We start from the raw sequence: 22,873 nt of genomic DNA, 5'->3' as shown, positions 1-22,873 counted from the left end.
ATAGTCGTGATTGAGAGCGCAGACAGCAGAGTTTCTGCGCTCAGAGGGCAAGTTTTGCCTATTGGATGTCAAGCAGGCGCTCCAGATAGCGCCGTTCCATCTCCTGCGACGGATTGTTTCCGAGCTTTTCGCGGATGGCATCCAGAATTTCACGGGCACGCTGGACGTCGATCTCGTCCGGAACCTTGACCTGGTCGCCGAAGTCGGGCCCATCGGCGCGACGCGGGCGTCCGAGCGGGTCGCGGCCGTTCTGGTTGCCTTGGCCCACCTGTCCCTGCGGTCCCTGGCCTTGGCCCTGCTGGGCCTGCATCATCTGGTTCATCATATCGCGGGCGCCCTGACGAAGCGCTTCCAGCGCCCGTCCCTGGCCCTGTATCGCAGGCTCGCCGCGACCTTGGCCAAGCTCCCGACCGGCGCCTTCCATTTCGCGCTGCGCCTGACCGAAGCCAGAACCGGGCTTGATGCCCATGTCGCCAAGACCCTTCTGAAGCTCTCCGAGCTGCTTGCCGAGCTGATCCTGACGCGACCGAAGCTGCTTCAATGCCTCGCGCAGCTGGTCGGCGGTCATCTGGTCCGACGGAGACTGTCCCTGCTGGTTCTGCTGGCCTTGCTGATCCTGCTGGCCCTGTTGCTGCTGGTCGCCCTGCTGCGGATCCTGCGGCAGGCCGTCATTGTCCATCGGCATGTCGTCAAGCAGCGGGTCGTTCATGCCCATATTGGGTTCGCCGCGCTGCATGCGGTCCTTCAGCTGCTGATCCAGCTTGAAGGTCTCTTCCATCAGCTTTTGCTGGTCACGGAGAATCTGGCCGAGCTTGTCCATCTGCTGGCGCATCTGGCTGTTGTCGCGTCCCTGCTGCTGGCCTTGCTGAGGGCGGCCTGCCTGCATGTTGTTCATCATGCGCTGCAGCTCGGACAGCATCTGCTGGGCAGCGTCGCGGTTGCCCGACCGCGCAAGGTTCTCGATCTGGTCCATCATTCGCTCGAGATCCTGCTGGCGAATCATGTTCTGCGCATTCTGGTTCGGCTGCATCGGCGCATTCTGCATGCGCTGCGCCAGTTCCTTCATGTAGTCCTGCATTGCCTTGCGCAGCTCGTCCATGAGCTTCTTGACCTCGGCGTCGGGCGCGTTTCGCTGCAGGGCGTCGGCAAGGTTTTGCTGCGCGTTCCGGAGGTTGCGTTCCGCATGCGAGAGATTGCCGTCCTCAATGCCGATGGCAATGTCCCAGAGATAGTCAGCCGTGTCCTTCAGTGCTTCCTCACCCTTGGCCAGCTTCATGCGGGCAAGCGCCGATTCCAGCAGAAGGTAGTTGGTGAGGTTCGGGATCGTTTCTTCCGGACGGATCGTCAGCGCTTCGTTCAACGCGATCGCTTCCGGCATCTTGCGGGTATCGAGTGCAAAGACCTGGCGCTCTTCTGCCACCGCGCCGGCGAGCGGCTCGTTGAAGGGGCGTGCGGGCAGCGTCATCTCGTGCGGAGGGCTACGTCCCGTCTGCCCCGCCGCATCCTTCGCGACGAGCGTGACGCGGACACGTTTGCCGGCCAGCGGATGCTCGGTCAGGTTCTTGCTCGCAAGCCCTTTCGCGTCGCGGGCGTTGCGGCGCGGTACGTCGAGCTTGTATTCCGGCAGGGGATAGAGCGGCGTTGCGGTCGGGTCGGCTTCGACCGGCAGGATCTCCGCATAGGCTTCCTGAACGCCGTAATCGTCCTTGACCGTGAAGCCGATTTCGAGCGCGCCATTGACCGTCGATTTCGGCAGGCCGTTGAAGGCGATTTCCGGCGCCTTGTCGGGAATGACGTCGAAGGCCCAGCGGCGACCATTCACCTCGAGCGTGCCGTTTTCCTCGAGCTTCATTATGTGGGTGCTGGCGGCTACGGCAGCGGCATTCGGTGCAGGGGTGGCCGTGGGCGTTGCTGCGGGTGCCGGCGCCTTGGGGTTCTCTTCCGCGGCGATTTCCAGGCGCTTTCCATCCTCGCGGGTGAAGAGGACTTTCTCATCCGTCTTTGCACCGCTGACACGGACGGTCAGGCTTGAGAGTTCGGGAATTCGGATCGGCGCCTGCTCGGTTCCAGCAGCACTCAGGTAGACCGGAGCCCGCCCGGTGTAGGAGGGTGGCGTCACCCAGGCATCGATGCGCACGGCCGGATCGCTCGTCTCTGCTACCGGTCGCGGTTGCAGGGCGTCGGCGATCGATCCGCCGCTGCTGGAGAGCGAGTAACCAAAGGCAACGACAAGCAGAAGTGCCGGGACAGCGCGCAGAGCCCAGCGGTCGTGCGCGGCAATGTCAGGGCGTGGGAATCCGGCGTCGAGGGCGGCGATCTTTTCCGCCATGCGCGTCTGGTGCTCGCGCCACAAGGCACGCGCAAACGGCGTATCGAATGCCGGCTCGTCCTCCTGAACCGCCACCGGTTGATGCGGCAGACCATTGCGTTCCTCGAGCAGCCGGTCGGCGGACGCGACGCTCGGCCAGCGCAACCGACGGAACGGATAGAGGGAACCAAGCAGCGCCAACCCAAAAGCGGCAAGCAGCACCAATCGAAACCAGTCTGGAGCCGTCCGGAAAATGCCGAACCAGGATACCGTCAGGTAGAGCGCGGCAACACACAGCAGCGGCAGAAGCAGGGGCAGGATCTGCTCTGAAAGCAGGACGGCGCGCGCCAGAAAACGCTTCGCCGCCACCAGCCGCGCCAAGGACGGCCTCAGGGCAAATGCACCATGTTTCTCCCTGCTGGAGCTCTTGTTCAATCGGGTCTCCGCGAGCTGGCGTTCGAAGGCAGAGTGCACTTACAGCGATTGCCGGGGCAATTCGCGCTCGGTCAAAGATAACATTCTTTGTGGCGAAGGCGAGGGCGAGCACCCGCCAATGCCGGTTTTTCACGGTTCTTCGCCAAAAAGTGATGCCGCCGCCCGGCGCCCGTCAGTCGAGCCAGACGGGGACGGAATCGAGGCCAATCAGCTCCTCATAGGTGCGGCGAGGGCGAATCACATGGAAGTCACTGCCTTTGACCAGGACCTCTGGGACAAGCAGGCGGCTGTTGTAGGTGCCGGCCTGCACAGCGCCATAGGCGCCAGCAGAGCTCACGGCGATTAGATCGCCTGATTTCGGCATGGCCATCTCGCGGTCGAGCGCCAGGTAGTCGCCGGTCTCGCAGACCGGGCCGACGACGTCGGCCTTGATGCGCGGGGCGTTGGCTGCCGAAATCACCACGGGGCGAATCTCGTGATAGGCCTCGTAAAGCGTCGGGCGGATAAGGTCGTTCATGGCGCCATCGACGATGACGAAGGTCTTTTCGCCGCCATCCTTCACGTAAAGCACCTCGGTCACCAGGATGCCGGCATTGCCGACGATCAGGCGGCCGGGCTCCATGACGATCTTGCAGTTCAGTTCGCGCAGCTGGTTCTTGACGATCGCGGCATAGGCGTCGGGCAGCGGCGGCGGGTTGTTGTCGTCCTTGTAGGGAATGCCGAGGCCACCACCGATATCGACATGGTGGATGTCGTGGCCGTCGGCGCGCAGCGTGCTGACCAGCTCGCGCAGCAGCTTGAAGGCGTCGTCGAAGGGCTGCAGCTCGGTGATCTGGCTGCCGATATGCATGTCGATGCCGGTGGCTTCGATGCCTTCAAGGGTGGCGGCGCGTGCATAAACGACGCGGGCACGCTCCCAGGAAATCCCGAACTTGTTTTCCTTCTTGCCGGTCGAAATCTTGGCGTGCGTGCGGGCATCGACATCGGGATTGATGCGGAAGGAAACGGGTGCCTTCTTGCCTGCCTTGATGGCGCGCTGGTTGAGGATCTCGAGCTCCGGCTCGGATTCGACGTTGAAGCAGTAGATGCCGGCCTCAAGTGCGAAATCCATTTCCCGCGGCGTCTTGCCGACGCCGGAGAACATGATGCGGGATGCAGGGATGCCGGCCGCCAGTGCGCGTCGCAGCTCGCCTTCGGAAACAACGTCGATGCCGGCGCCGAGATTGCCCAGCGTCTTCAGGACAGCCTGGTTCGAATTCGCCTTCATGGCGTAGCAGACCATGGAGTCTACATCGCTGAAGGCCGCTGAGAAGACCTTGTAATGGCGCTCAAGCGTCGCCGTAGAATAGACGTAGAAAGGCGTGCCGACCGCCTTGGCAATTTCGGGAACGGGAACGTTTTCGGCGTACAGAATGCCGTCGCGATACTCAAAGTGATTCACGTCAATGGCCTCTTAGAGAAGCGGATCGAGAAGGAAGGGCTTGTCGACGGTGCCGGGCTGTTTCGTCGGCTTGGAGGAGTCGCCGCCCTTCGTTGCCTGCGCGCTCGGCGGATCGAGATCGCCTTTGCGCCCGCATCCTGCGACGGCAAGGCCGATCACGGCGAAAACAACCGTCAGGCGGACGATCTGCGGCAAGCTCTTCTGCATGGAATTCCTCTTGGGAAGCGGCACGGGTGGACACCTTCATAGCGAAGTTTATCCACCTTGTGCACCCTGATTGTTGAGGTCAGTTGCGAGCGCGCCAGTAGGCAATCTGCTTGCGCACTTCCGAGGGCGCGGTGCCGCCAAAGCTCTTGCGGCTGGCGACCGATGCCTCGACCGTCAGGACGCCGTAGACCTTGTCCGTGATCGCAGCGTTGATTGCCTGCAGATCGGCCAGCGGCAGCTCGGCAAGATCGCAGCCCTTGCTTTCGGCCAGCGCAACGGCGCGGCCGGTCACATGGTGGGCGTCGCGGAAGGGCAGGCCTGCTTCGCGCACCAGCCAGTCGGCGAGGTCGGTGGCGGTGGAGTAGCCAGAGCCCGCGGCCGCCTTCATGCGCTCGGTGTTGATCGTCAGGTCGCGGACCATGCCGGTCATCGCGGCGATGGCCAGTTCCAGGCTCTCGGCGGCGTCGAAGACCTGTTCCTTGTCTTCCTGCATGTCCTTGGAATAGGCGAGCGGCAGGCCCTTCATGATCGTCAAAAGGGCGATCAGCGAGCCGTTGATGCGGCCGGTCTTGGCGCGCACCAGTTCGGCGGCATCGGGGTTCTTCTTCTGCGGCATGATCGAGGAGCCGGTGGAGAAGGCATCCGAAAGGCGCACGAAGCCGAACTGCGGCGTCGACCAGATGACGATTTCTTCTGCCAGACGCGACAGGTGCATGGCGCAGATCGCAGCCAGCGCCAGGAACTCGATCGCGAAATCGCGGTCGGAAACGGTGTCGATCGAATTGCGGGTCGGCTCGCGGAAACCGAGCGCCTTGGCCGTCATGTGGCGGTCGATCGGATAGCCGGTGCCGGCCAGGGCCGCCGAGCCGATCGGGCTCTCGTCCAGATGTTCGATGGCGTGGCGCACGCGCGAGCGGTCGCGGCCGAACATCTCGACATAGGCCATGCAGTGATGACCGAAGGTGACGGGCTGCGCGGTCTGCAGGTGGGTGAAGCCGGGCATCACGGTGTCGGCATGCTCCTCGGCGCGATCGAGGAAGGCCGCGATCAGATTGGTCAGCAGCTGTTCGGTCTTCTGCAGCTCTTCCTTCACCCACAGCCGGAAATCGAGCGCTACCTGGTCGTTGCGCGAGCGGGCGGTGTGGAGACGACCAGCAGCCGGGCCGATCAGCGTTGCGAGACGGGCTTCGACATTCATGTGAATGTCTTCGAGCTTGCGCGAGAATTCGAAATTGCCGCTCTCGATCTCTGACAGGATCGTGTTTAGCCCTTGAACGATCTTGTCTTTATCTTCTGCCGAAATGATGCCCTGGTGGGCAAGCATGGTGGCATGGGCGATCGAGCCGCGGATGTCCTGGGCAAACAGCTTCTTGTCGAAACCGATCGAGGCATTTATCTCCTCCATGATCGCATCGGGACCGGAGGCGAAACGGCCGCCCCACATCTGGTTGGAGGATTTGGTGTCCGTGCTGTCGGCCATGAAGATGTCTGCCTTGAAGAACGCGTGTCTCGGAGAATGAAATGACGACTAGAACGCCCCTGCGCCTGCCATCCCTGAAGCTGATCGGGATCGCGGCGGTCGCAGGCATTATTGCCGGTGCGGCAGCGGTTTACATCAGTGAAGCCGGGTCTGGCAATGGCGGGACGCAAACGGCGTCGGGCGAATGCGCCGCGACGAAGGAGATCGCCACGAAGATTGCGCCACTGCTGAAGGGGCAAGTGGCGGCCATGGTCGCTCCTGACCAGCACCGGAAACTTACCACGATCGCCTTCAAGGGTGCCGATGGTCAGCCGATGACGCTCGACAGTTTCGCCGGCAAGACGGTGCTCTTCAATCTCTGGGCGACGTGGTGTGGGCCGTGCCGCGAGGAAATGCCCGCCTTGAACGCGCTTGAGAAGGAAATGGGCGGCGATAAGTTCCAGGTCGTGCCCGTCAATATCGACACGGGAGACGACGAAAAGCCGAAGGCGTTCCTCAGTGAAACCGGGGTCGATGCACTCAAACTTTATCGCGACAACACGATTGAGGTGTTCAACAGCCTGAAAAAGGAAGGCCTGGCCTTCGGCCTGCCGGTGACGCTTCTCGTCGATGGCAAGGGTTGCCTGATCTCGGCGATGAATGGTCCGGCTGCCTGGGACAGTGAGGATGCCAAGGCTCTGATCAAGGGTGCTGTCGGCACGTGAGGTTGTGACAGGGCCGAGCGGCGAGCCAGCGGCATCCGCGAGCTACGGCTCCTTTGAGGCAGGTCGGCGAAGGCCGTGTCGAGCAGAGAAACATCTCACCCCGCCTTTACGCCAAATTTACATTGGATCCGCACAGGTCCAATCGAAAAGCTATGCCGGGGTCGGTAGCCTTCCTGGTGCGGTCAATTCCTTGATCGCACGAAAACTCATGCGGTTTCCGCGGGAAGGATCAGGCGATGTACGGGCACTGGTGGTCATATCATGCGGCGGCGAGATCGCGTCAGGCGGCTCAATCCCAGCGACCTCGGAATACCGACAGGAACGACGTCGCATTCGATCGCACCGACGATCTTTGGATATTCGCCCGACTCGGACTGGTGTTGGCGGCGTTCTTCGCCGGTGTTGGCTGCATCCTTTGGATCGCCAGCTGACAGCCCACGGAGGGAGAATGCTGCTTCCGGCAACCTACCGCGTGGGGACCGGCACTTCGCCACGATAGTCGTAGAAGCCGCGGCCGGATTTGCGGCCGAGCCAGCCGGCTTCGACATACTTCACCAGAAGCGGGCAGGGGCGGTATTTGGAATCGGCCAGGCCGTCGTGCAGGACCTGCATGATCGACAGGCAGGTGTCGAGGCCGATGAAGTCCGCAAGCTGCAACGGGCCCATCGGATGGTTGGCGCCGAGCTTCATGGCGGTGTCGATCGCATCGACGGTGCCGACGCCTTCATAGAGCGTGTAGATCGCCTCGTTGATCATCGGCAGCAGAATGCGGTTGACGATGAAGGCGGGGAAGTCTTCCGCGACCGTCACCGTTTTTTCCAGCGAGGCAACGAATTCCCTGGCGGCCGAGAAGGTGCCTTCCTCGGTGGCGATCCCGCGCACGAGTTCCACCAGTTTCATCACCGGCACCGGATTCATGAAATGGATGCCCATGAAGCGCTCCGGCCGATCCGTCGAGGAGGCGAGGCGGGTGATCGAGAGCGAAGAGGTGTTGGTGGCAAGGATCGCTTCCGGCTTCAGGACCGGACAGACGAGCGAGTAGATCTTGCGCTTGACGCTTTCGTCCTCGGTCGCCGCCTCGATCACGAGATCGGAGGCGGCGAGGTCGTTGACATCAGACGAACCCGATATGAGGGCGAGCGTGTCGGCGCGCTGGTCGTCCGTCATCTTGCCGCTCGTGACGTTGCGGGCGAGGTTGCCGTTGATGGTGGCCAGACCGTGCTCGACGCGTTCGCTGGACAAGTCGTAGATTTGCACCTTGTAGCCGGCCGATGCCGAAACCTGTGCGATGCCGCAACCCATCTGGCCCGCGCCGACGATACCAATTGTCTTCAACACCGCACTCATCTCCAAATCCCCGCACGGAAACGCCCCCGCGTCGCCGCATTTTTCTAACAAAACTGCCGGGCAAATGGTCGCCCGGCAGAAGTAGTAGCCCCTAAAAAGATAATTTTCCAGTCATTCGCAAGTGCGAAAAGCCGGCATGTTGGCGATCAAAGCGCCTTTTCCAGTTCCGGCAGGACGTCGAAGAGATCGGCGACGAGGCCGTAGTCGGCAACCTGGAAGATCGGAGCCTCTTCGTCCTTGTTGATGGCGACGATGACCTTCGAGTCTTTCATGCCGGCAAGGTGCTGGATCGCGCCCGAGATGCCGCAGGCGATATAGAGATCCGGAGCGACGACCTTACCTGTCTGCCCGACCTGCCAGTCGTTCGGCGCGTAGCCGGCATCGACGGCAGCACGGCTTGCGCCGACGGCAGCCCCCAGCTTGTCGGCGACCGGCAGGATGACCTCCTGGAATTTCTCGGCCGAGCCGAGCGCGCGGCCACCGGATATGATGATCTTCGCAGAGGTCAGTTCCGGACGGTCGGAGGCCGACAGCGCATCCTTGACGAAGGTGGAGAGACCAGGATCGGAAACCGCCGGGATCGCCTCGACGGAAGCGGAGCCGCCTTCGGCTATGGCGGCGAACGAGGCCGTGCGCACGGTGATGACTCGTTTGGCGTCGGTCGACTGCACCGTCTGGATGGCGTTGCCGGCATAGATCGGACGCTTGAAGGTGTCTGACGAGACAACCTCCGTTATTTCCGAGATCTGCGCGACGTCTAGCAGGGCTGCGACGCGCGGCAGCACGTTCTTGCCGGTCGAGGTTGCCGCCGCGATGATCGTGTCATAGCTGGCCGCCAGCGAGACGATCAGGTCGGCCAGCGGCTCGGCCAGATTGTTGGCAAGCTCATCGCTTTCGGCGAGCAGCACCTTGGAGACGCCGGATAGTTTGGCGGCCGCATCGGCGGCTGCCTTTGCGCCCTTGCCGGCGACAAGAACGGTGACATCGCCACCGATTTTGGAAGCGGCCGTCAGGGCCTTCGCGGTCTGGTCGGAAAGGCTGGCATTGTCGTGGTCAGCCAGAAGAAGAATGGCCATGGTGATGTTTCCTTTCGAACCTTAGAGGACGCCGGCTTCGGTCTTGAGCTTTTCGACGAGCTCGGCCACCGACGCGACCTTGACGCCTGCCTTGCGGCCGGACGGCTCCTCGGTCTTCAGCACCTTGAGGCGCGGGGCGGTGGAGACGCCGAAGTCAGCGGGGCTCTTCTTGTCGAGCGGCTTCTTCTTTGCCTTCATGATGTTCGGCAGCGAAGCGTAGCGCGGCTCGTTGAGACGGAGATCCGTGGTGACGACAGCCGGGAGCTTGATCTCGATCGTCTGCAGGCCACCATCGACTTCGCGGGTTACCTGGGCTTTGCCGTCGCCGATCTCGATCTTCGAGGCGAAGGTGGCCTGGGCGGAGCCGAGCAGGGCTGCCAGCATCTGGCCGGTCTGGTTGCTGTCGTCATCGATCGCCTGCTTGCCGACGATGATCAAACCCGGCTGCTCGGCGTCCGCGACACCCTTGAGGATCTTGGCAACGGCCAACGGCTCGACGGCATCGTCGGTCTCGACGAGAATGGCACGGTCGGCACCCATGGCGAGCGCCGTGCGCAGCGTTTCTTCGGCCTTTGCAGGACCGATCGACACGACTACCACTTCCTCGGCCTTGCCGGCTTCCTTCAGCCGCAGCGCTTCCTCCACCGAGATCTCGTCGAAGGGGTTCATCGACATCTTGACGTTCGCGAGCTCAACGCCTGTGCCATCAGACTTCACGCGGATCTTCACGTTGTAATCAACAACCCGCTTCACGGGGACGAGGATTTTCATGGGGGTCCTTCCTTCAACTCTTTCGCCAAGAAAATGCGCGTTTCGGCGCTGCTCCGATTGTCGAATGGCGACATGGATACGCGTTTTTCCTCCAAACACAACGCTTGCCAGTCGCAGACAGGCAAATTGATCCCCGATTATCTAACGTTTACGTTCACGTCAATATTCGGTTGGTGGCTTGTCCCAGGGAAGGCGCGGACGCGGAGGCTGTCCGGGAACGAAAATCATCGTCGGATTGGGCTTCTGCCGATCGTGCACGGCCCGCGGCATCACCACCTGCCGGTCGAACAGGGGGACGCCGCGCCGACGCATGACCACCACGAGAAGCGCGCCGGCGACGATGCCGCCAACATGGGCTCCCCACGATACGTTGCCGTCAGGCTCGATCGCCAGCATGACGAACTGCTGACCAATCCAGATCACCAGGGGAACGAAGGCGGGCAGCGGTATCGGCACTCGCATGAAGACGAGCACCCAGACGCGGACGCGCGGGTGCAGGATGACATAAGCGGCGATGACGCCTGAGATCGCTCCTGATGCGCCGATCAGCGGCGATTCGGACGTCTCGCCGATAAAGCCGTGAAAAAGCGCGCCGGATACCGCGCAGAGCACATAGAACAGCAGAAAGCGAACATGCCCCATCGCATCTTCGACGTTGTCGCCGAACACCCAGAGGAACAGCATGTTCGAGGCAAGATGCCAGAAGCTGGAATGGACGAAGGCGTAGGTGACGTAGGTCAGCGGTTCGGGAACGAGGACAAGGGCGGGCTCGAGTGTCGCATGATGAAAGGCAACCGCTGGAATATAACCGAGACCGACAAAAGTGGCCTGAGACACCGTTTCGCTGGCGACGACGCCGGTGAAGAGCCAAACGGCAACGTTTGCCACTATCAGCGTCAAGGTCACCCACTGAAGCTTGATGTATTTCAGCGTATTGGCATCATGCAGCGGTATGAACAAGACGGCCCCCGGTCTTTGCCCTTGCGAAGCGAGCTTAGCGATTCTTGCCGGGAACCCAAAGAACATCTGCGTGGCCCCGGTCATTGGCATGGCGGGCGGCGACGAACAGGAAATCGGAAAGCCGGTTTACGTATTGCAGCGCGGCGTCGCTGACGATCTCGTCTTCGGTGCGCGCCAGCGAAACCATCAGCCGCTCAGCCCGGCGTGTGATGGTGCGGGCGAGATGCAGGTGGGCGGCGGCCGAATGGCCGCCCGGCAGGACGAAAGACTTCAGGGGCTGCAGATCGGCGTTCAACTGATCGATGTCACGCTCTATCCGGGACACCTGCGTTTCGATGATGCGCAGCGGCTCGTAGGCCGGTGTCTCGCCGGTGTCGGGCGTTGCAAGGTCGGCGCCGAGGTCGAAGAGGTCGTTCTGGATCAGGTTCAGCATGGTGTCGAGAACCGGCATTCCCTGCATATGCAGGCGCGCGATGCCGATTGCCGAGTTCGCCTCGTCGATCGTGCCGTAGGCCTCCACCCGCAGATCGCTTTTCAGCCGCCGCGCTCCGGAAACCAGCGCGGTCGTGCCGTCGTCGCCGGTCTTGGTGTAGATCTTGTTCAGCTTGACCATGCATTTCCCCTTTGAGCGCCGATCAGGTCGGGCGACCGCCACCGGTCAGCCACAGCGTCAGCATGATCAGAAAGATCGCAATGGCCTGCAGCAGGACGCGCAACTGCATCAGCTTGTTGGAAAGATTGGCGTCGCCGCCCTTCATCATGTTGAAGAGGCCGCGGATCAAAACAAGGGCGACAGTTGCCATGACGATGATGGCGAGAACGTAAGTGACCGTAGACATTTTCTTGCTTTCCTGGTCAGTCTACCCAGCGCATCAGGCGGTAGAAAAGGTCTGCGGGAAGCAGTCTCTTCAACACCAAGCCCTGTTTTGCCGGCGTGGTTACGGGATAATGTGGCTTGGGTCGGCGTGAGTTCAATGCGTGCTTCAGGACGGCATAAACCGCATCCGGCCCGAGCTTGTGTCGGTTAGGCGCCCCCGATCCGTCAAGACGCGCAAGCTGACGGCGATAATCTGCCGCATGCACGGAGTTGCCGACGTCGATGTTCTCGTTGATCTTGGCAAGTGCATTGGCGGTGAAACGCGAGGCGATCGGCCCGGGCTCGATCAAGCTGACGTGAATGCCGCTTCCTTCCAGCTCCATCCGGAGCGTCACGCTCAGGCCTTCGATTGCAAACTTCGAAGCCGTGTAGGCGCCGCGATATCTGTAGGGAACGACGCCGAGAATCGACGAGCACTGGACGATGCGACCGTGCCCCTGCTTGCGCATCAGCGGGATGATTCGTCGCGTCAGCTCGTGCCAGCCGAAAACATTGGTCTCGAACTGCTCCCTCAGGACCTCCGTCCTGATGTCTTCGACGGCTCCGGGTTGCCCATAGGCGCCGTTGTTGAAGAGTGCATCGATCTTGCCTCCGCTTGCTGCCGTTACCTCGTCGATGAAGTCGACGATGGACTGGGGATTGGCGTAGTCCATGCGAAAGGCTTCGATGCCGTCAGCCTGCAGGGGAGCAAGGTCGTCGAACTTGCGGACGGTGGCAAAGACGCGCCATCCATCGCTCTTCAGGGCGCGTGCGCAATAGGCACCGATGCCGGATGAGCATCCGGTGACGATGATTGCGCGCTGATCCGTCATGGAATGATTCCTGTACAAATTCGGACTCGTTTCCCATATTCGGACTGGCGAGACAATGAAGAAAGCCGAGAGACGGAATGCTGAGAATATTTCGCATCTTCTACGATGTAGTCTACGATGCGATCTATCATTTTCTTGAGGATGACGGGTTTGCGATGGCGAGTCATGTGGCTCTTTCCAGCCTTCTCGCCGTGTTCCCGTTTCTGATCTTCGGGACGACGCTTGCGAACTTTCTGGGCGCCGACCAGTTCTCGGACCGAGCGATTCATCTGATCTTCGACACTTGGCCCGAGGCGATCGCCAAGCCGCTCGTCGATCAGGTGATTCAAGTTCTGACCGTCCCGCGCGGTGGATTGCTGACGGTGTCGGTGCTTGCCGCGGCTTACTTCGCCTCCAACGGCGTCGAAGCGCTCAGGATCTCGCTCAATCGCGCCTATCGCGTGCAGGAAACCCGTCCCTGGTACATTACGCGTCTTGCCAGCCTCGGTTATGTGCTGATCGCGGTCGTCATCTTCGCAGCGGTCAGTATTTTGCTCGTGGCGGTACCGCTTGCGCTCGACTATGCGCGTCGGTGGTTTCCGCTGTTTGCCGATACGCTTGACGTCGTCTTCAGCTGGCGCGTCTATGGAACGTTGTTCATGCTGACCGTCGGCCTCTTCGTCGTGCACCTGTGGCTACCGGCCGGTCGCCGGCGCGTCTTCGACGTTCTGCCGGGGGTGCTGATGACCTTGCTGCTCTGGCTGATCGGCGCGCTGATCTTCGCCTACTATCTGGCAACGTTCGCCAACTATACCGCCACCTATGCCGGTCTGGCGTCGGTGATGATCGTGCTCATCTTTCTCTACATGGTCGGCGTGATCTTCATCATCGGCGCGGAAATCAATGCGGCGCTCCTGAAATTCCGAGTTCGGGCGATCTTCAAACACAATTTTCTGAGCGGTCAGGGCAAGACGTCAAAGCCCGACAAGATCGCGGATATCGGCCGGTGACAGGCCGCGCTGGCGCAATGCCGCAAGCCCGGTATCGCCGCGGCTCTTGGACAGCTTGCGTCCGTCGCTGTCAGTGATCAGCCGGTGGTGATGGTAGATCGGTTCAGGCAGGTCGAGCAGGACCTGCAGGAGCCGATGCACGGTGGTCGAATGGAACAGGTCGAGACCGCGAACGACATGGGTGACGCCCTGCAGCGCGTCATCCAGCACCACCGACAGATGATAGCTCGAGGGAGCGTCGGAGCGCGACAGGATGACATCGCCCCAGACCCGTGGGTCAGCCGTTATCCTGCCCCGCTCGCCGTCGCCGGTCTCGTCCCAGAAGAGCGGCGCATCCAGTTCCTCCATCGCTCTTCTCATGTCGAGGCGCCAGGCGTGCTTGAGCCCGGACGCCAGCAGTTCGCGCCGATCGGATGCCGTTCGCCGCAGGTCATCGTCCGGGTAAAGCGGGGAGCCGTCCGGATCGCGCGGCCACGGTCGGCCTTCCGCTTCTGCCGCGGCGACGCGTGCGCGGATTTCCCCACGCGTCATGAAAGAGGGATAGACGAGGCCTCTTGCAATCAAGCCGTCGAGCGCGGCCTGATATTCACCGAGATGCTCCGACTGGCGCCGCACCTGCCACTCCCAGCCAATGCCCAGCCATTCGAGGTCCGCATAGATGCCGGTTTCGAATTCGGGTGTGCAACGGGTGAGATCTATGTCCTCTATCCGCAACAGCAGGCGCCCGGCCGAGGATGTGGCCATGTCCTGGTTCAGAAAGGCCGAGAGCGCGTGGCCAAGGTGAAGCGGCCCGTTCGGGCTCGGCGCAAAACGAAAGACGGAGCTTTGACGAGGAATCGCGGACATGCTTTCTTCTGCCACGGATTCGAGGAGATCGCGAGGAAGCATGCAGATCATCCGTAACGACGCGGATGTGCGGCAGGGATTGGAGCAGCTCCTGTTGCTCGACCCGCGGCTTGTTCCGGTTGCCGAACATGCCGGTCCGATCCCGCTTCGCCTGCGGGAGCGCGGTTTTGAGGGGCTGGCCCATATCATCGTCTCGCAGATGGTGTCGAGGGCGAGCGCCAATGCGATCTGGCGGCGTATGGTGCAAGCCAACGAGGTGCTGACCCCTGAGGCCTATCTTCTGCTTCATCCCGAAGCCTGGCGGGAGTTCGGCCTGTCGCGCGCCAAGGCGGATACTCTGTCACGGATTGCCGGGGCTGCGGCAGCCGGCGAGCTTGATCTGGAGGGGCTGTCGGAGATGCCGGCGGGGCAAGCGCTTGCAGCGCTGACGGCGCTCAAAGGCGTTGGCCCATGGACGGCGGAGGTCTATCTGATGTTCTGCGAAGGCCATGCCGACATTTTTCCGGCCGGCGACGTGGCGCTTCAGAATGCGGTTGCTGCGGCATTCGGTCTCGCTCAACGTCCGACGGCGAAAGAATTGGCGGTGTTGGCCGAGATCTGGTCTCCCTGGCGGTCGGTGGCATCCCGGCTTTTTTGGGCCTATTATGCCGTAAAGCTCGGGCGCGGCGTGCTGCCCGTCGATTGACCGCGGTCACTTTCTTCAATCCGCCTTATCTACTGAATATATTGGACTTCACAATGCCGTCACAACCGGCCTAATATAAGGATGCAGATGCCGAATCGATCAGGAGAGTCCCTTGACGATTGCAGTCTCCCCACAGGCCCTGCCCGCGCTCGTTCTGAACGCTGACTATAGGCCCTTGAGTTATTATCCCTTGTCGCTCTGGTCCTGGCAGGACGCGATCAAGGCGGTATTTCTTGACCGCGTGAATATCATCGCGGAGTACGAACACTCGGTTTCTTCTCCGAGCTTTTCGATGCGGCTTCCCAGTGTCGTATGTCTCAAGACCTACGTTCAGCCTTCCCGCAACCCCGCCTTTACGCGCTTCAACGTCTTCCTCAGAGACAAGTTCGAATGCCAGTACTGCGGTGAACACGACGATCTGACGTTCGACCACGTCATCCCGCGCGCCCATGGCGGTGAAACGACCTGGGAAAACGTGGTGGCTGCATGCTCTCCCTGCAATCTCAGAAAAGGCAGCAAGCTACCGAAGCAGGCCGGGATGTTCCCGAACCAGAAGCCTTATCCGCCGACCGTTCAGGATCTGCACAACAACGGCCGGCTCTTCCCGCCGAACTATCTGCACGATAGCTGGCTCGACTATCTTTACTGGGACAGCGAACTGCAGCCCTAGTAGCAGCCCGCTTTATCGCTCAAGCCGATTTCCGCACGCCGAAGAAGGCCACGGCCGCAAGGACGAGGCTTGCGATCACATTCCAGCCAGCGAAGGAAAGGCCGAGCACGCGCAGCGCCGCGTCCGTGCAGGATGGTCCCTTGATGGTGTTGAGTTCGGTGAGCAGGTCGCCGGCATTCTGCGTCATGCTGCCGGCAGTGGTCGAGCAGGTGGCTGGACCCGGCCAGAAGTGCCATTCAACGCCGGAATGATAGACACCCATGCCGGCGCCGACGATCATCAGAAGCCCGCCGGCGAGAAGGAAGGTGCGGCCGATCCAGTTCGGCAGGCCGAACGCCGAGCATAACGCGCCGATAAGCACGATCGGAATGCCGTAGTAGTAGGGCTGGCGCTGCATAAGGCAAAGTGCACAAGGAATATAGCCGCCTATATATTGGAAGCCGAGCGCCGAGCCGACGACCACCGCCATGCCGAGCGCCAGCAGGACCGAGTAGAGGAAAGCCGGCCGGGTAAGCGAGAAGGAGGCGGTCATGCAGGGCTCCGAAGCGTTTTTAGGGGGCAAGCAGTTTGTAGGCCAGTCCAAGGGCAATCAGGATGGCCGCGACGACAGCCGCGATCTGGCCGAGCCGCTTTTCGACGAAGTGGCGAATCGGCTCACCATAGCGGCGCAGCAGCCAGGCAAGCACCAGGAAGCGCGCGCCACGGGCGATGATCGCGGAAATTACGAAGAACCAGATATTCATATGAATGACGCCGGCAAGAATCGTCACGATCTTGATCGGCGGAAGATGGGCGAAGCCCGATGTCACGAGCAGAAGAAGCAGGATTTCCCACTCGTCGTGAATGTAGAGGCGCAGATGCTCGAAGGCATCCAGCTTGCCGTAGAATTCCAGCACCGGACGGGCAACGGCATCATAGGCGTAATAGCCGAGCGTCCAGCCGGCGATGCCGCCAAGGACCGAAGCGATCGTCGCAATGAGCGCGTAGCGGTATGAGCGCTCCGGCTTCGCGAGGGCCATGGGGAGAAACAGGACATCGGCCGGCACCAGAAAGACGGAGCTTTCGACGAAGGCGATAACGGCGAGCCAGACTTCCGCCGATTTGCGGGCAGCGAGAGACATGGTCCAGTCGTAAAGTCTGCGAAGCATTCCGGTCCTTTCCGTTTGGTGCATGAGCTTTATGGGTGGCACGGCCGCGTGTAAATGCTTGCTGTGTCGTTCATGCGGCAGCGCCGAGCAAAATTCTTCGTGATTGACCGTGCTTAGGAGGCGACCTTGGAAGGCTCGCGGTCATTCTGGCGCATGACGTTTCTCGCCGTCCGCGCACGGGCCATCTCCGTGACAGCCTGGCGCAGCGCCGGATGCTTTGCCGTGAACATGTTGAAATCGCGCCGTTCCAGCACGAGGAACTGACAGAAATCGGTGGCAACGACATCGGCCGTGCGGCGTCCGCCGCTCAATAGCGCCATCTCGCCGAAGAACGATCCCGGCTCGAGCCTGATGTCTTCTTCTGCAAGCTGAACCTCGACCGTGCCGAACGACAGGAAATACATGCCATCGCCGCGATCGCCCTTGCGGATCACGCGCTGGCCCGGCAGCGCCGATTTCGGCCTGAACAGCAGCAGCAATTCTTCCTGCGAATCCTCATCGACCTTGGCGAAAAGCGGGAAGGTTTCGATGAGTTCTTCCATCTCCAGCTGGTGCTCGCGCTCCCGCGCCTCGTTGATCGCGCGCGTGCGTTCCAGTTCTCGGCTCAGGACTTCATATTTGCTATGGCCGAAACGGGCGCAAAACGCTGCCCACCTGTGGTGGACATGTCCGTGCAGGGCCTCGGCGCCCACACAGACGAGCGGATTGAGAATGATCGAGATGATGGCCGCGGCCAGAATGATAGCCTGGCCGTCTGATGGCAGCAGGCCGAGAGAGACGCCGAGTGCGGCAAGGATGAACGAGAATTCGCCAATCTGCGCCAGGCCACCCGCCACGGTCAGCCCCATGCCGATCGGATAGCGCAGCAGGACGACCACGGCAAAGGAGATGATCGACTTGCCGACAATGATGAGGGCGAGGGCGGCGATGACGGCCATCGGCTCGCGCACGAGGATCGACGGATCGAACAGCATGCCGACCGATACGAAGAACAGGACCGAAAAGGCGTTCTGAAGCGGCAAGGAATCGGCCGCGGCGCGATGGCTGAGATGCGATTCACTCATGATGACGCCGGCGAAGAATGCGCCGAGGGCGAAGGATACACCGAATATCTGCGCCGATCCGAACGCGATGCCGAGAGCAATCGCGAGGACCGTGAGCGTGAAGAGTTCGCGTGATCCCGTCCGCGCAACGAGCGTCAGCAGCCATGGAACGATCTTGGGGCCGAGAAAGATCGCCATCAAGGTAAAGGCGCCGACCTTGACTAGCGTCAGGACGATGCTTAGCCAGAGGGGCAGCCCCGCGCCGTGGGCGGCACTTTCGGCCGCATGCCCGCCAAGTAGCTCGGCAAGCGCCGGCAGCAGGACCAGCGCCAGAACCATGACGAGATCTTCGACGATCAACCACCCGACTGCGACGCGTCCGCTCGCCTGATCAAGAAGATTGTGTTCCTCCAGCGCCTTCAGAAGCACGACGGTACTCGCGACCGAGAGGCTGAGGCCGAAGACGATGCCGGCGCCGAGCCCCCATCCCCACCATTCCGCCAGCCCGATGCCGAACAGCGTCGCGATGACGATCTGGGCAATGGCGCCGGGAATGGCAATACCGCGCACGGCGAGCAGGTCCGCGGTCGAGAAGTGTAGGCCGACACCGAACATCAGCAGGATGACGCCCATTTCCGCGAGCTGGCTGGCAAGGCTGCTATCGGCAATGAAGCCGGGCGTGATAGGCCCCAACGCGATCCCCGCCACAAGATATCCGACAAGCGGCGGCAGCCGCAGGCGGTCGGCGATGTAGCCGAAGATCGCCGCACAGACAAAGCTGACGGCTACGGTGGCGATAAGCGTTACTTCCTGATGCACGTGCTCGCATTCCCTCGTTTTGCGGGCGTCACTTTGACTGAAGTGCGAGTAAAATTAAACAGATGATTTGCGGTAGGTGGTGCCCCATGCCGGAGTCGAACCAGCACTTCTTTCGAAACTCGATTTTGAGTCGAGCGCGTCTACCAATTCCGCCAATGGGGCAACGGATACCGACGAGGCGGGTGTCTAGCATGCGTTCGCCCGCGCGCGCAAGACGGCGGGCGAAGTTCTCGGCTTGATTTATTGCGGCTTTCCGGCCCCTTGCTGGCCGGAAGCGCCGGGGCATCAGTGGGCGGTGGCTGTGGCCGGCCGATGGATGCCCGATTTCTTGAGCGTGATCGCCAGGATCGAGGCCAGCAGGCAGAAGGCGCCGGCGGTAAAGAAGGCCGGAAGGTAGCTCTGCAGCTCGGTCCGCGACCAGCCGGCGCCGTAGGCGGCGGTTGCCGCTCCGAGCTGGTGGCCGGCGAAGACCCAGCCGAACACAAGGCCGGCCTTTTCGCGGCCGAAGCGGTCGGCGGCGATTTTGACCGTCGGTGGCACGGTGGCGATCCAGTCGAGGCCATAGAAGACGGCGAAGATCGAAAGGCCGTAGAAGCTGAAATCGCTGAAGGGCAGGAAGAGCAGCGAGAGACCGCGCAGGCCGTAGTACCAGAACAGCAGCCAGCGGTTGTCGAAACGGTCGGAGAGCCAGCCGGAGCCGATCGTGCCGAAGAAATCGAAGATGCCCATGACGGCAAGAACGCTGGCGGCTGCGACGGGGACGATGCCGAAGTCGCCGCACAGGGTGACGAAATGCGTCTGGATCAGGCCGTTTGTGCTCAGCCCGCAGATGAAGAAGGTGGCGAACAGGATCCAGAACGTCGAGGTGCGGGAGATTTCCCTGAGAACGGTGATCGGGGTTGCGAGCATCGTCAGCAGGCCTCCCTGAGGCGGGACGTGCGGCGTTACCTGCTCGTCACCGAAAGCCGGCAGGTTGAGGTCGGAGGGTCGGTCGCGCATGAAGGCCAGGACCACAAGGGCTGCAACCATGATCATGCCGCAGACGAAAAAGACCGTGGCGCGCCATCCATAGCTTTCCGTCAGCTGCGCCATGAACGGCAGGAAGACCAGCTGGCCTGTGGCGGAACTCGCCGACAGCATGCCGACCACCAGGCCGCGGTGCTTGGTGAACCAACGGGCCGAAACGGTCGCAGCGAGGACCATTGCGGTCAGTCCGGTGCCGAAGCCGACGACGATGCCCCAGAGCAATAGCAGCTGCCAAAGCTCGGTCATGAATAAGGAACCGACGAAGCCGCTGGCGATCAGAAACATCGCGAAGACGATGACCTTGCGGACGCCGAAATAATTCATGAAGGCGGCGGAGAAGGGGCCCATGAGGCCGAAGAGAATCAAGCGGACGGCAAGTGCTGAGGATATCTGCGAGGTCTCCCAGCCGAACTCATCCTGAAGCGGCTTGATGAGGACACCCGGCGCGCCCATGGCGCCGGCGGTCACCAGCATGGTTATGAAGGTTGCCGCGACGACGACCCATCCGTAGTGGATGTTGCGCCGCGCCAGCGTTGAGGCAAGTGCAGTGGATACCATGTGGCCGTTCCGTCTTGAGGTTGCCGGAGACTATCGGAAGCTTTTAGATGATGGTCATCATAATTATTGCATATTGATGATGGACGTCATATAAATTGTCAAGCAGCGAATTACGGAGAAGCGAATGCGGGTCAGCCGAGAGAAATTTGCCGAGAATCGTGAGAAGATCCTGCAGGTTGCGGGGGTGCTTTTTCGCGAGAAGGGCTTCGACGGTATCGGCGTTGCCGAGATCATGAAGGCCGCCGGCATGACGCATGGCGGGTTCTACGGGCATTTCGAATCAAAGGAAGAGCTGGCGCTTGAGGTCAGCCGCGCGCTGATCGAAAAGGTGAAGATCCGCTGGAACGAGATTATCGCCTCGGCGCCGGGGCGACCCCTGGATGCACTGCTCAATCACTATCTTTCGCGTTGCAGTGTCGACGATCCCGGCGGGAGCTGCGTCTTCGCCTCGCTTGCCCAGGAAGTGAGCCGCAGTCGCGGCGCGGTGCGCGAGACCTTCAATGACGGACTTTCGATGCTTGTCGATATTCTCTCCGGTATCGTTCCCGGCGCGACGCCGGAGCAGCGCCGCGAGAAGGGATTCACGACGCTTTCGGCGATGATGGGGGCGGTCATCCTCGCCCGAGCCGTCGAGAGCCGCGAACTCTCGGACAGCTTTCTCTATACCACGCGGGACGCGCTTTCCCTCGCGAACAGGGCTGACGCCTAGCCTCTGCGGGCGATCAGGCCGCCGATCTCCACGATCTCCGCAAACGTGCCCTCGGACGAAAGCCTGGCGAGTGTCTCCCGTAGCGCGGTCTCGAAGGCTGTCGCCTTGTCGCCAAGCGCCTGCGGTGAGGTCACCGAGGTTGAAAAGGCGCGGCCGACAATATCGTCGGGGCTGAGCTTGCGTTCCCTGATGACCGAAACCCGTTCGAGGTCGTTGAAGCGTGACTGAAGCAGGATACTTTCGTGCTCGACCCAATCCGGCCCTTTCCGCCGTTCGCGGTCGGCGCTGCGTTCCGGCGCATAGGTTTCAGCGAGCGCGTTGACGGCCTGCCGCCAGTCTGGCGTTGAAGCGATATGCCGGTCGCCGAACAGGACGACACAGCCGTCGGGCATGGTGATCTCATCGAGCGCTTTCAGCGTTGCCGGGCGGTCCATCCAGTGGAAGGAGCGCCCCATGACAGTCAGCTTGAGCGGTGCGAAGCGTGGGCCGAGATCGTATGACGAGCCTTTGACGAACGTCACGTTTACACCAGCGGCGGCAGCGTCCAAGGCCGCAGTCTCCAGCATTTCCGGCTCGGGATCGAGTCGGGTGACGTCGGCGCCGGCCAGTTGCGCAAAGGCGATGCCGAGTTGGCCCGGTCCGCAGCCAAGGTCAAGCACGCGTTCGCCTGACGCTAGACCCGTGCGTTCGGCAACGCGCGCTATCAGGTCATCGGGGTAGGGGACGCGATAGCGCGTGTAATAGGCAGCCGTGGATTGGAAGCGGCGTGCCTCGAAGGGGATGGTTGTCATCGTGGGATCCTTGGAAAGGTACTCGCGTTGAAGTGCCGGTCACGGGCGCGAGGCCCGGGAGCCGGCTGTCCTTCCAACCGTGGCCCTACTTGAAGCCTTCGACCCGGTGCGGCACGTAGGGCTCTTCAAGGGCCTCCACGTCTTCCGGCGTCAGCTTGACAGCCAACGCCGCCACCGCGTCGGTCAGATGCCCTGCCTTCGATCCGCCGATGATCGGGGCCGTCACTTCGCTCTTCTGGAGAATCCAGGCCGTCGCGATCTGTGCGCGAGAGACCCCGTACTTTTCAGCCAGTTTGCCGACAAGGCCGATAATGGTGCGATCGGCATCTTCCGCCTGCTTGTAGAGCGTCTTGCCGAATTCGTCGGTTTCGCTGCGCGTCGTCTTTGCATCCCAGTCACGCGTCAGACGGCCGCGCGCGAGCGGGCTCCACGGGATCACGGCGATCTTCTGATCCTGGCAGAAGGGCAGCATTTCGCGCTCCTCCTCGCGATAGAGCAGGTTGAGATGGTCCTGCATACTGACGAACGATGTCCAGCCGTTTGCGCGGGACGTGTAGACCATCTTGGCGAACTGCCAGGCGTACATGGAAGACGCGCCGATATAGCGGGCCTTGCCTGCCTTCACGACATCATGCAGCGCTTCCAGCGTCTCCTCGATGGGTGTCGTCGGGTCGAAGCGATGTATCTGGTAAAGGTCGACATAATCGGTGCCCAGGCGACGCAAGCTGTTGTCGATCTCGTCGAAGATCGCCTTGCGAGAGAGGCCTCCGCCGTTCGGCCCCTTGCGCATACCGTAGAAGACCTTGGTCGCGAGCACGATCTCTTCTCGTCTCGAGAAATCCTTGATCGCGCGCCCGACGATTTCCTCGGACGATCCCTCGGAATAGGTGTTGGCGGTATCGAGGAAGTTGATGCCGAGATCGAGCGCCTGCTTGATCAGCGTACGGCTCTCCGCCTCGCCAAGCGTCCAGCTGTGATTGCCGCGGCCGGGATCGCCGAAGGTCATGCATCCCAGGCAGATCTTCGACACTTCCAAGCCAGTGCCGCCGAATTTGACGTAGTCCATGAAATTGCTCCAAACATCCGATCGCTACCCAGCGCGCCCTTTGATCTAGCGCGGCAAACACGAAAGTGTCTGTCGCTCACACAAAAGTTTTGTGACTGTTCCCGG

General features: G+C 61.6%; 23 protein-coding genes and 1 tRNA gene. 5 read left to right on the top strand and 19 right to left on the bottom strand.

The genetic code is table 11. The features are described from left to right. Positions 1–58 precede the first annotated feature (58 nt). The 4 genes from ASE04_RS00510 to argH form a co-directional block, all read right to left on the bottom strand. Entirely contained in the window at positions 59–2,743 is a 2,685-nt protein-coding gene (locus ASE04_RS00510; protein ID WP_056810254.1) for a TIGR02302 family protein, read from the bottom strand. A 172-nt stretch (positions 2,744–2,915) separates the two neighbouring features. Then, positions 2,916–4,184 (bottom strand): diaminopimelate decarboxylase, encoded by a 1,269-nt coding sequence (lysA, locus tag ASE04_RS00505; RefSeq protein ID WP_056810252.1) that lies wholly within the window; start codon positions 4,182–4,184, stop codon positions 2,916–2,918. Positions 4,185–4,196: 12 nt separating this feature from the next. After that, complete coding sequence (gene lptM / locus ASE04_RS00500) at positions 4,197–4,391, bottom strand: LPS translocon maturation chaperone LptM (RefSeq protein WP_056810249.1); 195 nt, start codon at positions 4,389–4,391, stop codon at positions 4,197–4,199. Positions 4,392–4,470: 79 nt separating this feature from the next. Further along, positions 4,471–5,871, bottom strand: a complete 1,401-nt coding sequence (argH, locus tag ASE04_RS00495; protein ID WP_056810247.1) for an argininosuccinate lyase — start codon at positions 5,869–5,871, stop codon at positions 4,471–4,473. A 41-nt stretch (positions 5,872–5,912) separates the two neighbouring features. On the opposite strand from argH, the gene tlpA reads away from it, so the two are divergent. Beyond that, a complete protein-coding gene (gene tlpA / locus ASE04_RS00490) occupies positions 5,913–6,575 on the top strand; it encodes a thiol:disulfide interchange protein TlpA (protein ID WP_056810244.1) in 663 nt (220 codons plus the stop codon). Between the two features lie 465 nt (positions 6,576–7,040). Here the strand turns inward: tlpA and ASE04_RS00480 are convergent, their stop codons facing one another. From ASE04_RS00480 to ASE04_RS00450, 7 genes are all read right to left on the bottom strand, one after another. Continuing rightward, positions 7,041–7,922 (bottom strand): 3-hydroxybutyryl-CoA dehydrogenase, encoded by an 882-nt coding sequence (locus ASE04_RS00480; protein ID WP_056810238.1) that lies wholly within the window; start codon positions 7,920–7,922, stop codon positions 7,041–7,043. 146 nt (positions 7,923–8,068) lie between these two features. Next, a complete protein-coding gene (locus tag ASE04_RS00475; RefSeq protein WP_056810236.1) occupies positions 8,069–8,998 on the bottom strand; it encodes an electron transfer flavoprotein subunit alpha/FixB family protein in 930 nt (309 codons plus the stop codon). Between the two features lie 21 nt (positions 8,999–9,019). Then, positions 9,020–9,769 (bottom strand): electron transfer flavoprotein subunit beta/FixA family protein, encoded by a 750-nt coding sequence (locus ASE04_RS00470; protein WP_056810234.1) that lies wholly within the window; start codon positions 9,767–9,769, stop codon positions 9,020–9,022. A 159-nt stretch (positions 9,770–9,928) separates the two neighbouring features. Continuing rightward, positions 9,929–10,729 carry a rhomboid family intramembrane serine protease gene (locus ASE04_RS00465; RefSeq protein ID WP_056810231.1) on the bottom strand — a complete coding sequence of 267 codons (801 nt, stop codon included), beginning with the start codon at positions 10,727–10,729 and terminating at the stop codon, positions 9,929–9,931. A gap of 34 nt (positions 10,730–10,763) precedes the next feature. Beyond that, positions 10,764–11,342, bottom strand: a complete 579-nt coding sequence (locus ASE04_RS00460) for a cob(I)yrinic acid a,c-diamide adenosyltransferase (protein ID WP_056810228.1) — start codon at positions 11,340–11,342, stop codon at positions 10,764–10,766. A 22-nt stretch (positions 11,343–11,364) separates the two neighbouring features. Beyond that, complete coding sequence (locus ASE04_RS00455) at positions 11,365–11,568, bottom strand: twin transmembrane helix small protein (protein WP_056810224.1); 204 nt, start codon at positions 11,566–11,568, stop codon at positions 11,365–11,367. Between the two features lie 16 nt (positions 11,569–11,584). After that, complete coding sequence (locus ASE04_RS00450) at positions 11,585–12,418, bottom strand: SDR family oxidoreductase (RefSeq protein WP_056810220.1); 834 nt, start codon at positions 12,416–12,418, stop codon at positions 11,585–11,587. A 77-nt stretch (positions 12,419–12,495) separates the two neighbouring features. On the opposite strand from ASE04_RS00450, the gene ASE04_RS00445 reads away from it, so the two are divergent. Further along, positions 12,496–13,407, top strand: a complete 912-nt coding sequence (locus ASE04_RS00445) for a YihY/virulence factor BrkB family protein (RefSeq protein WP_056810217.1) — start codon at positions 12,496–12,498, stop codon at positions 13,405–13,407. Here the strand turns inward: ASE04_RS00445 and gluQRS are convergent. Further along, positions 13,372–14,253, bottom strand: coding sequence for a tRNA glutamyl-Q(34) synthetase GluQRS (gene gluQRS / locus ASE04_RS00440; protein ID WP_056811262.1), 882 nt, complete (start codon positions 14,251–14,253; stop codon positions 13,372–13,374). The two genes, ASE04_RS00445 and gluQRS, sit on opposite strands and share 36 nt — an antisense overlap. On the opposite strand from gluQRS, the gene ASE04_RS00435 reads away from it, so the two are divergent. Continuing rightward, positions 14,252–14,938 (top strand): DNA-3-methyladenine glycosylase family protein, encoded by a 687-nt coding sequence (locus ASE04_RS00435; RefSeq protein ID WP_082597216.1) that lies wholly within the window; start codon positions 14,252–14,254, stop codon positions 14,936–14,938. The two genes, gluQRS and ASE04_RS00435, sit on opposite strands and share 2 nt — an antisense overlap. 112 nt (positions 14,939–15,050) lie before the next feature. After that, entirely contained in the window at positions 15,051–15,608 is a 558-nt protein-coding gene (locus ASE04_RS00430; protein WP_056810210.1) for an HNH endonuclease, read from the top strand. A gap of 19 nt (positions 15,609–15,627) precedes the next feature. Here the strand turns inward: ASE04_RS00430 and ASE04_RS00425 are convergent, their stop codons facing one another. From ASE04_RS00425 to ASE04_RS00405, 5 genes are all read right to left on the bottom strand, one after another. Then, the gene (locus ASE04_RS00425) at positions 15,628–16,140 is read right to left on the bottom strand and encodes a disulfide bond formation protein B (protein WP_056810207.1); all 513 of its coding nucleotides are present in this window, start codon (positions 16,138–16,140) and stop codon (positions 15,628–15,630) included. A gap of 19 nt (positions 16,141–16,159) precedes the next feature. Next, positions 16,160–16,756: a YqaA family protein gene (locus tag ASE04_RS00420; RefSeq protein WP_056810204.1), complete on the bottom strand. Its 597-nt coding sequence runs from the start codon at positions 16,754–16,756 to the stop codon at positions 16,160–16,162. Between the two features lie 113 nt (positions 16,757–16,869). Further along, positions 16,870–18,618 (bottom strand): cation:proton antiporter domain-containing protein, encoded by a 1,749-nt coding sequence (locus tag ASE04_RS00415; RefSeq protein ID WP_056810201.1) that lies wholly within the window; start codon positions 18,616–18,618, stop codon positions 16,870–16,872. Between the two features lie 77 nt (positions 18,619–18,695). After that, positions 18,696–18,780 (bottom strand) — tRNA-Leu (locus ASE04_RS00410). Between the two features lie 123 nt (positions 18,781–18,903). After that, the gene (locus ASE04_RS00405) at positions 18,904–20,202 is read right to left on the bottom strand and encodes an MFS transporter (protein ID WP_056810198.1); all 1,299 of its coding nucleotides are present in this window, start codon (positions 20,200–20,202) and stop codon (positions 18,904–18,906) included. Positions 20,203–20,326: 124 nt separating this feature from the next. On the opposite strand from ASE04_RS00405, the gene ASE04_RS00400 reads away from it, so the two are divergent. After that, entirely contained in the window at positions 20,327–20,911 is a 585-nt protein-coding gene (locus tag ASE04_RS00400) for a TetR/AcrR family transcriptional regulator (RefSeq protein ID WP_056810194.1), read from the top strand. On the opposite strand, the gene ASE04_RS00395 is transcribed toward ASE04_RS00400, so the two are convergent. Both ASE04_RS00395 and ASE04_RS00390 read right to left on the bottom strand, forming a co-directional pair. Beyond that, complete coding sequence (locus tag ASE04_RS00395; protein WP_056810191.1) at positions 20,908–21,702, bottom strand: class I SAM-dependent methyltransferase; 795 nt, start codon at positions 21,700–21,702, stop codon at positions 20,908–20,910. The two genes, ASE04_RS00400 and ASE04_RS00395, sit on opposite strands and share 4 nt — an antisense overlap. 85 nt (positions 21,703–21,787) lie before the next feature. Next, on the bottom strand, positions 21,788–22,768 hold the full coding sequence (locus tag ASE04_RS00390) for an aldo/keto reductase (protein WP_056810188.1): 981 nt from the start codon (positions 22,766–22,768) through the stop codon (positions 21,788–21,790). Positions 22,769–22,873: the final 105 nt, after the last annotated feature.

Source organism: Rhizobium sp. Root708 (genome assembly GCF_001429725.1).
Taxonomy (GTDB): domain Bacteria; phylum Pseudomonadota; class Alphaproteobacteria; order Rhizobiales; family Rhizobiaceae; genus Rhizobium.
Note: the sequence above shows the minus strand (reverse complement) of the source record. Positions and strands in the feature narration are given on the sequence as shown.

Bases quoted from the DNA above. Each gene is read 5' to 3' on its own strand.
- ASE04_RS00470 (WP_056810234.1), bottom strand. From the start codon at position 9,769: ATGAAAATCCTCGTCCCCGTGAAGCGGGTTGTTGATTACAACGTGAAG.
- ASE04_RS00420 (WP_056810204.1), bottom strand. From the start codon at position 16,756: ATGCTTCGCAGACTTTACGACTGGACCATGTCTCTCGCTGCCCGCAAA.
- argH (WP_056810247.1), bottom strand. From the start codon at position 5,871: ATGGCCGACAGCACGGACACCAAATCCTCCAACCAGATGTGGGGCGGC.
- ASE04_RS00425 (WP_056810207.1), bottom strand. From the start codon at position 16,140: ATGACCGCCTCCTTCTCGCTTACCCGGCCGGCTTTCCTCTACTCGGTC.
- ASE04_RS00395 (WP_056810191.1), bottom strand. From the start codon at position 21,702: ATGACAACCATCCCCTTCGAGGCACGCCGCTTCCAATCCACGGCTGCC.
- lptM (WP_056810249.1), bottom strand. From the start codon at position 4,391: ATGCAGAAGAGCTTGCCGCAGATCGTCCGCCTGACGGTTGTTTTCGCC.
- ASE04_RS00450 (WP_056810220.1), bottom strand. From the start codon at position 12,418: ATGACGGATCAGCGCGCAATCATCGTCACCGGATGCTCATCCGGCATC.
- ASE04_RS00405 (WP_056810198.1), bottom strand. From the start codon at position 20,202: ATGGTATCCACTGCACTTGCCTCAACGCTGGCGCGGCGCAACATCCAC.
- ASE04_RS00480 (WP_056810238.1), bottom strand. From the start codon at position 7,922: ATGAGTGCGGTGTTGAAGACAATTGGTATCGTCGGCGCGGGCCAGATG.
- ASE04_RS00455 (WP_056810224.1), bottom strand. From the start codon at position 11,568: ATGTCTACGGTCACTTACGTTCTCGCCATCATCGTCATGGCAACTGTC.
- ASE04_RS00400 (WP_056810194.1), top strand. From the start codon at position 20,327: ATGCGGGTCAGCCGAGAGAAATTTGCCGAGAATCGTGAGAAGATCCTG.
- gluQRS (WP_056811262.1), bottom strand. From the start codon at position 14,253: ATGTCCGCGATTCCTCGTCAAAGCTCCGTCTTTCGTTTTGCGCCGAGC.
- ASE04_RS00445 (WP_056810217.1), top strand. From the start codon at position 12,496: ATGCTGAGAATATTTCGCATCTTCTACGATGTAGTCTACGATGCGATC.
- ASE04_RS00390 (WP_056810188.1), bottom strand. From the start codon at position 22,768: ATGGACTACGTCAAATTCGGCGGCACTGGCTTGGAAGTGTCGAAGATC.
- ASE04_RS00460 (WP_056810228.1), bottom strand. From the start codon at position 11,342: ATGGTCAAGCTGAACAAGATCTACACCAAGACCGGCGACGACGGCACG.
- ASE04_RS00435 (WP_082597216.1), top strand. From the start codon at position 14,252: ATGCTTTCTTCTGCCACGGATTCGAGGAGATCGCGAGGAAGCATGCAG.
- ASE04_RS00475 (WP_056810236.1), bottom strand. From the start codon at position 8,998: ATGGCCATTCTTCTTCTGGCTGACCACGACAATGCCAGCCTTTCCGAC.
- tlpA (WP_056810244.1), top strand. From the start codon at position 5,913: ATGACGACTAGAACGCCCCTGCGCCTGCCATCCCTGAAGCTGATCGGG.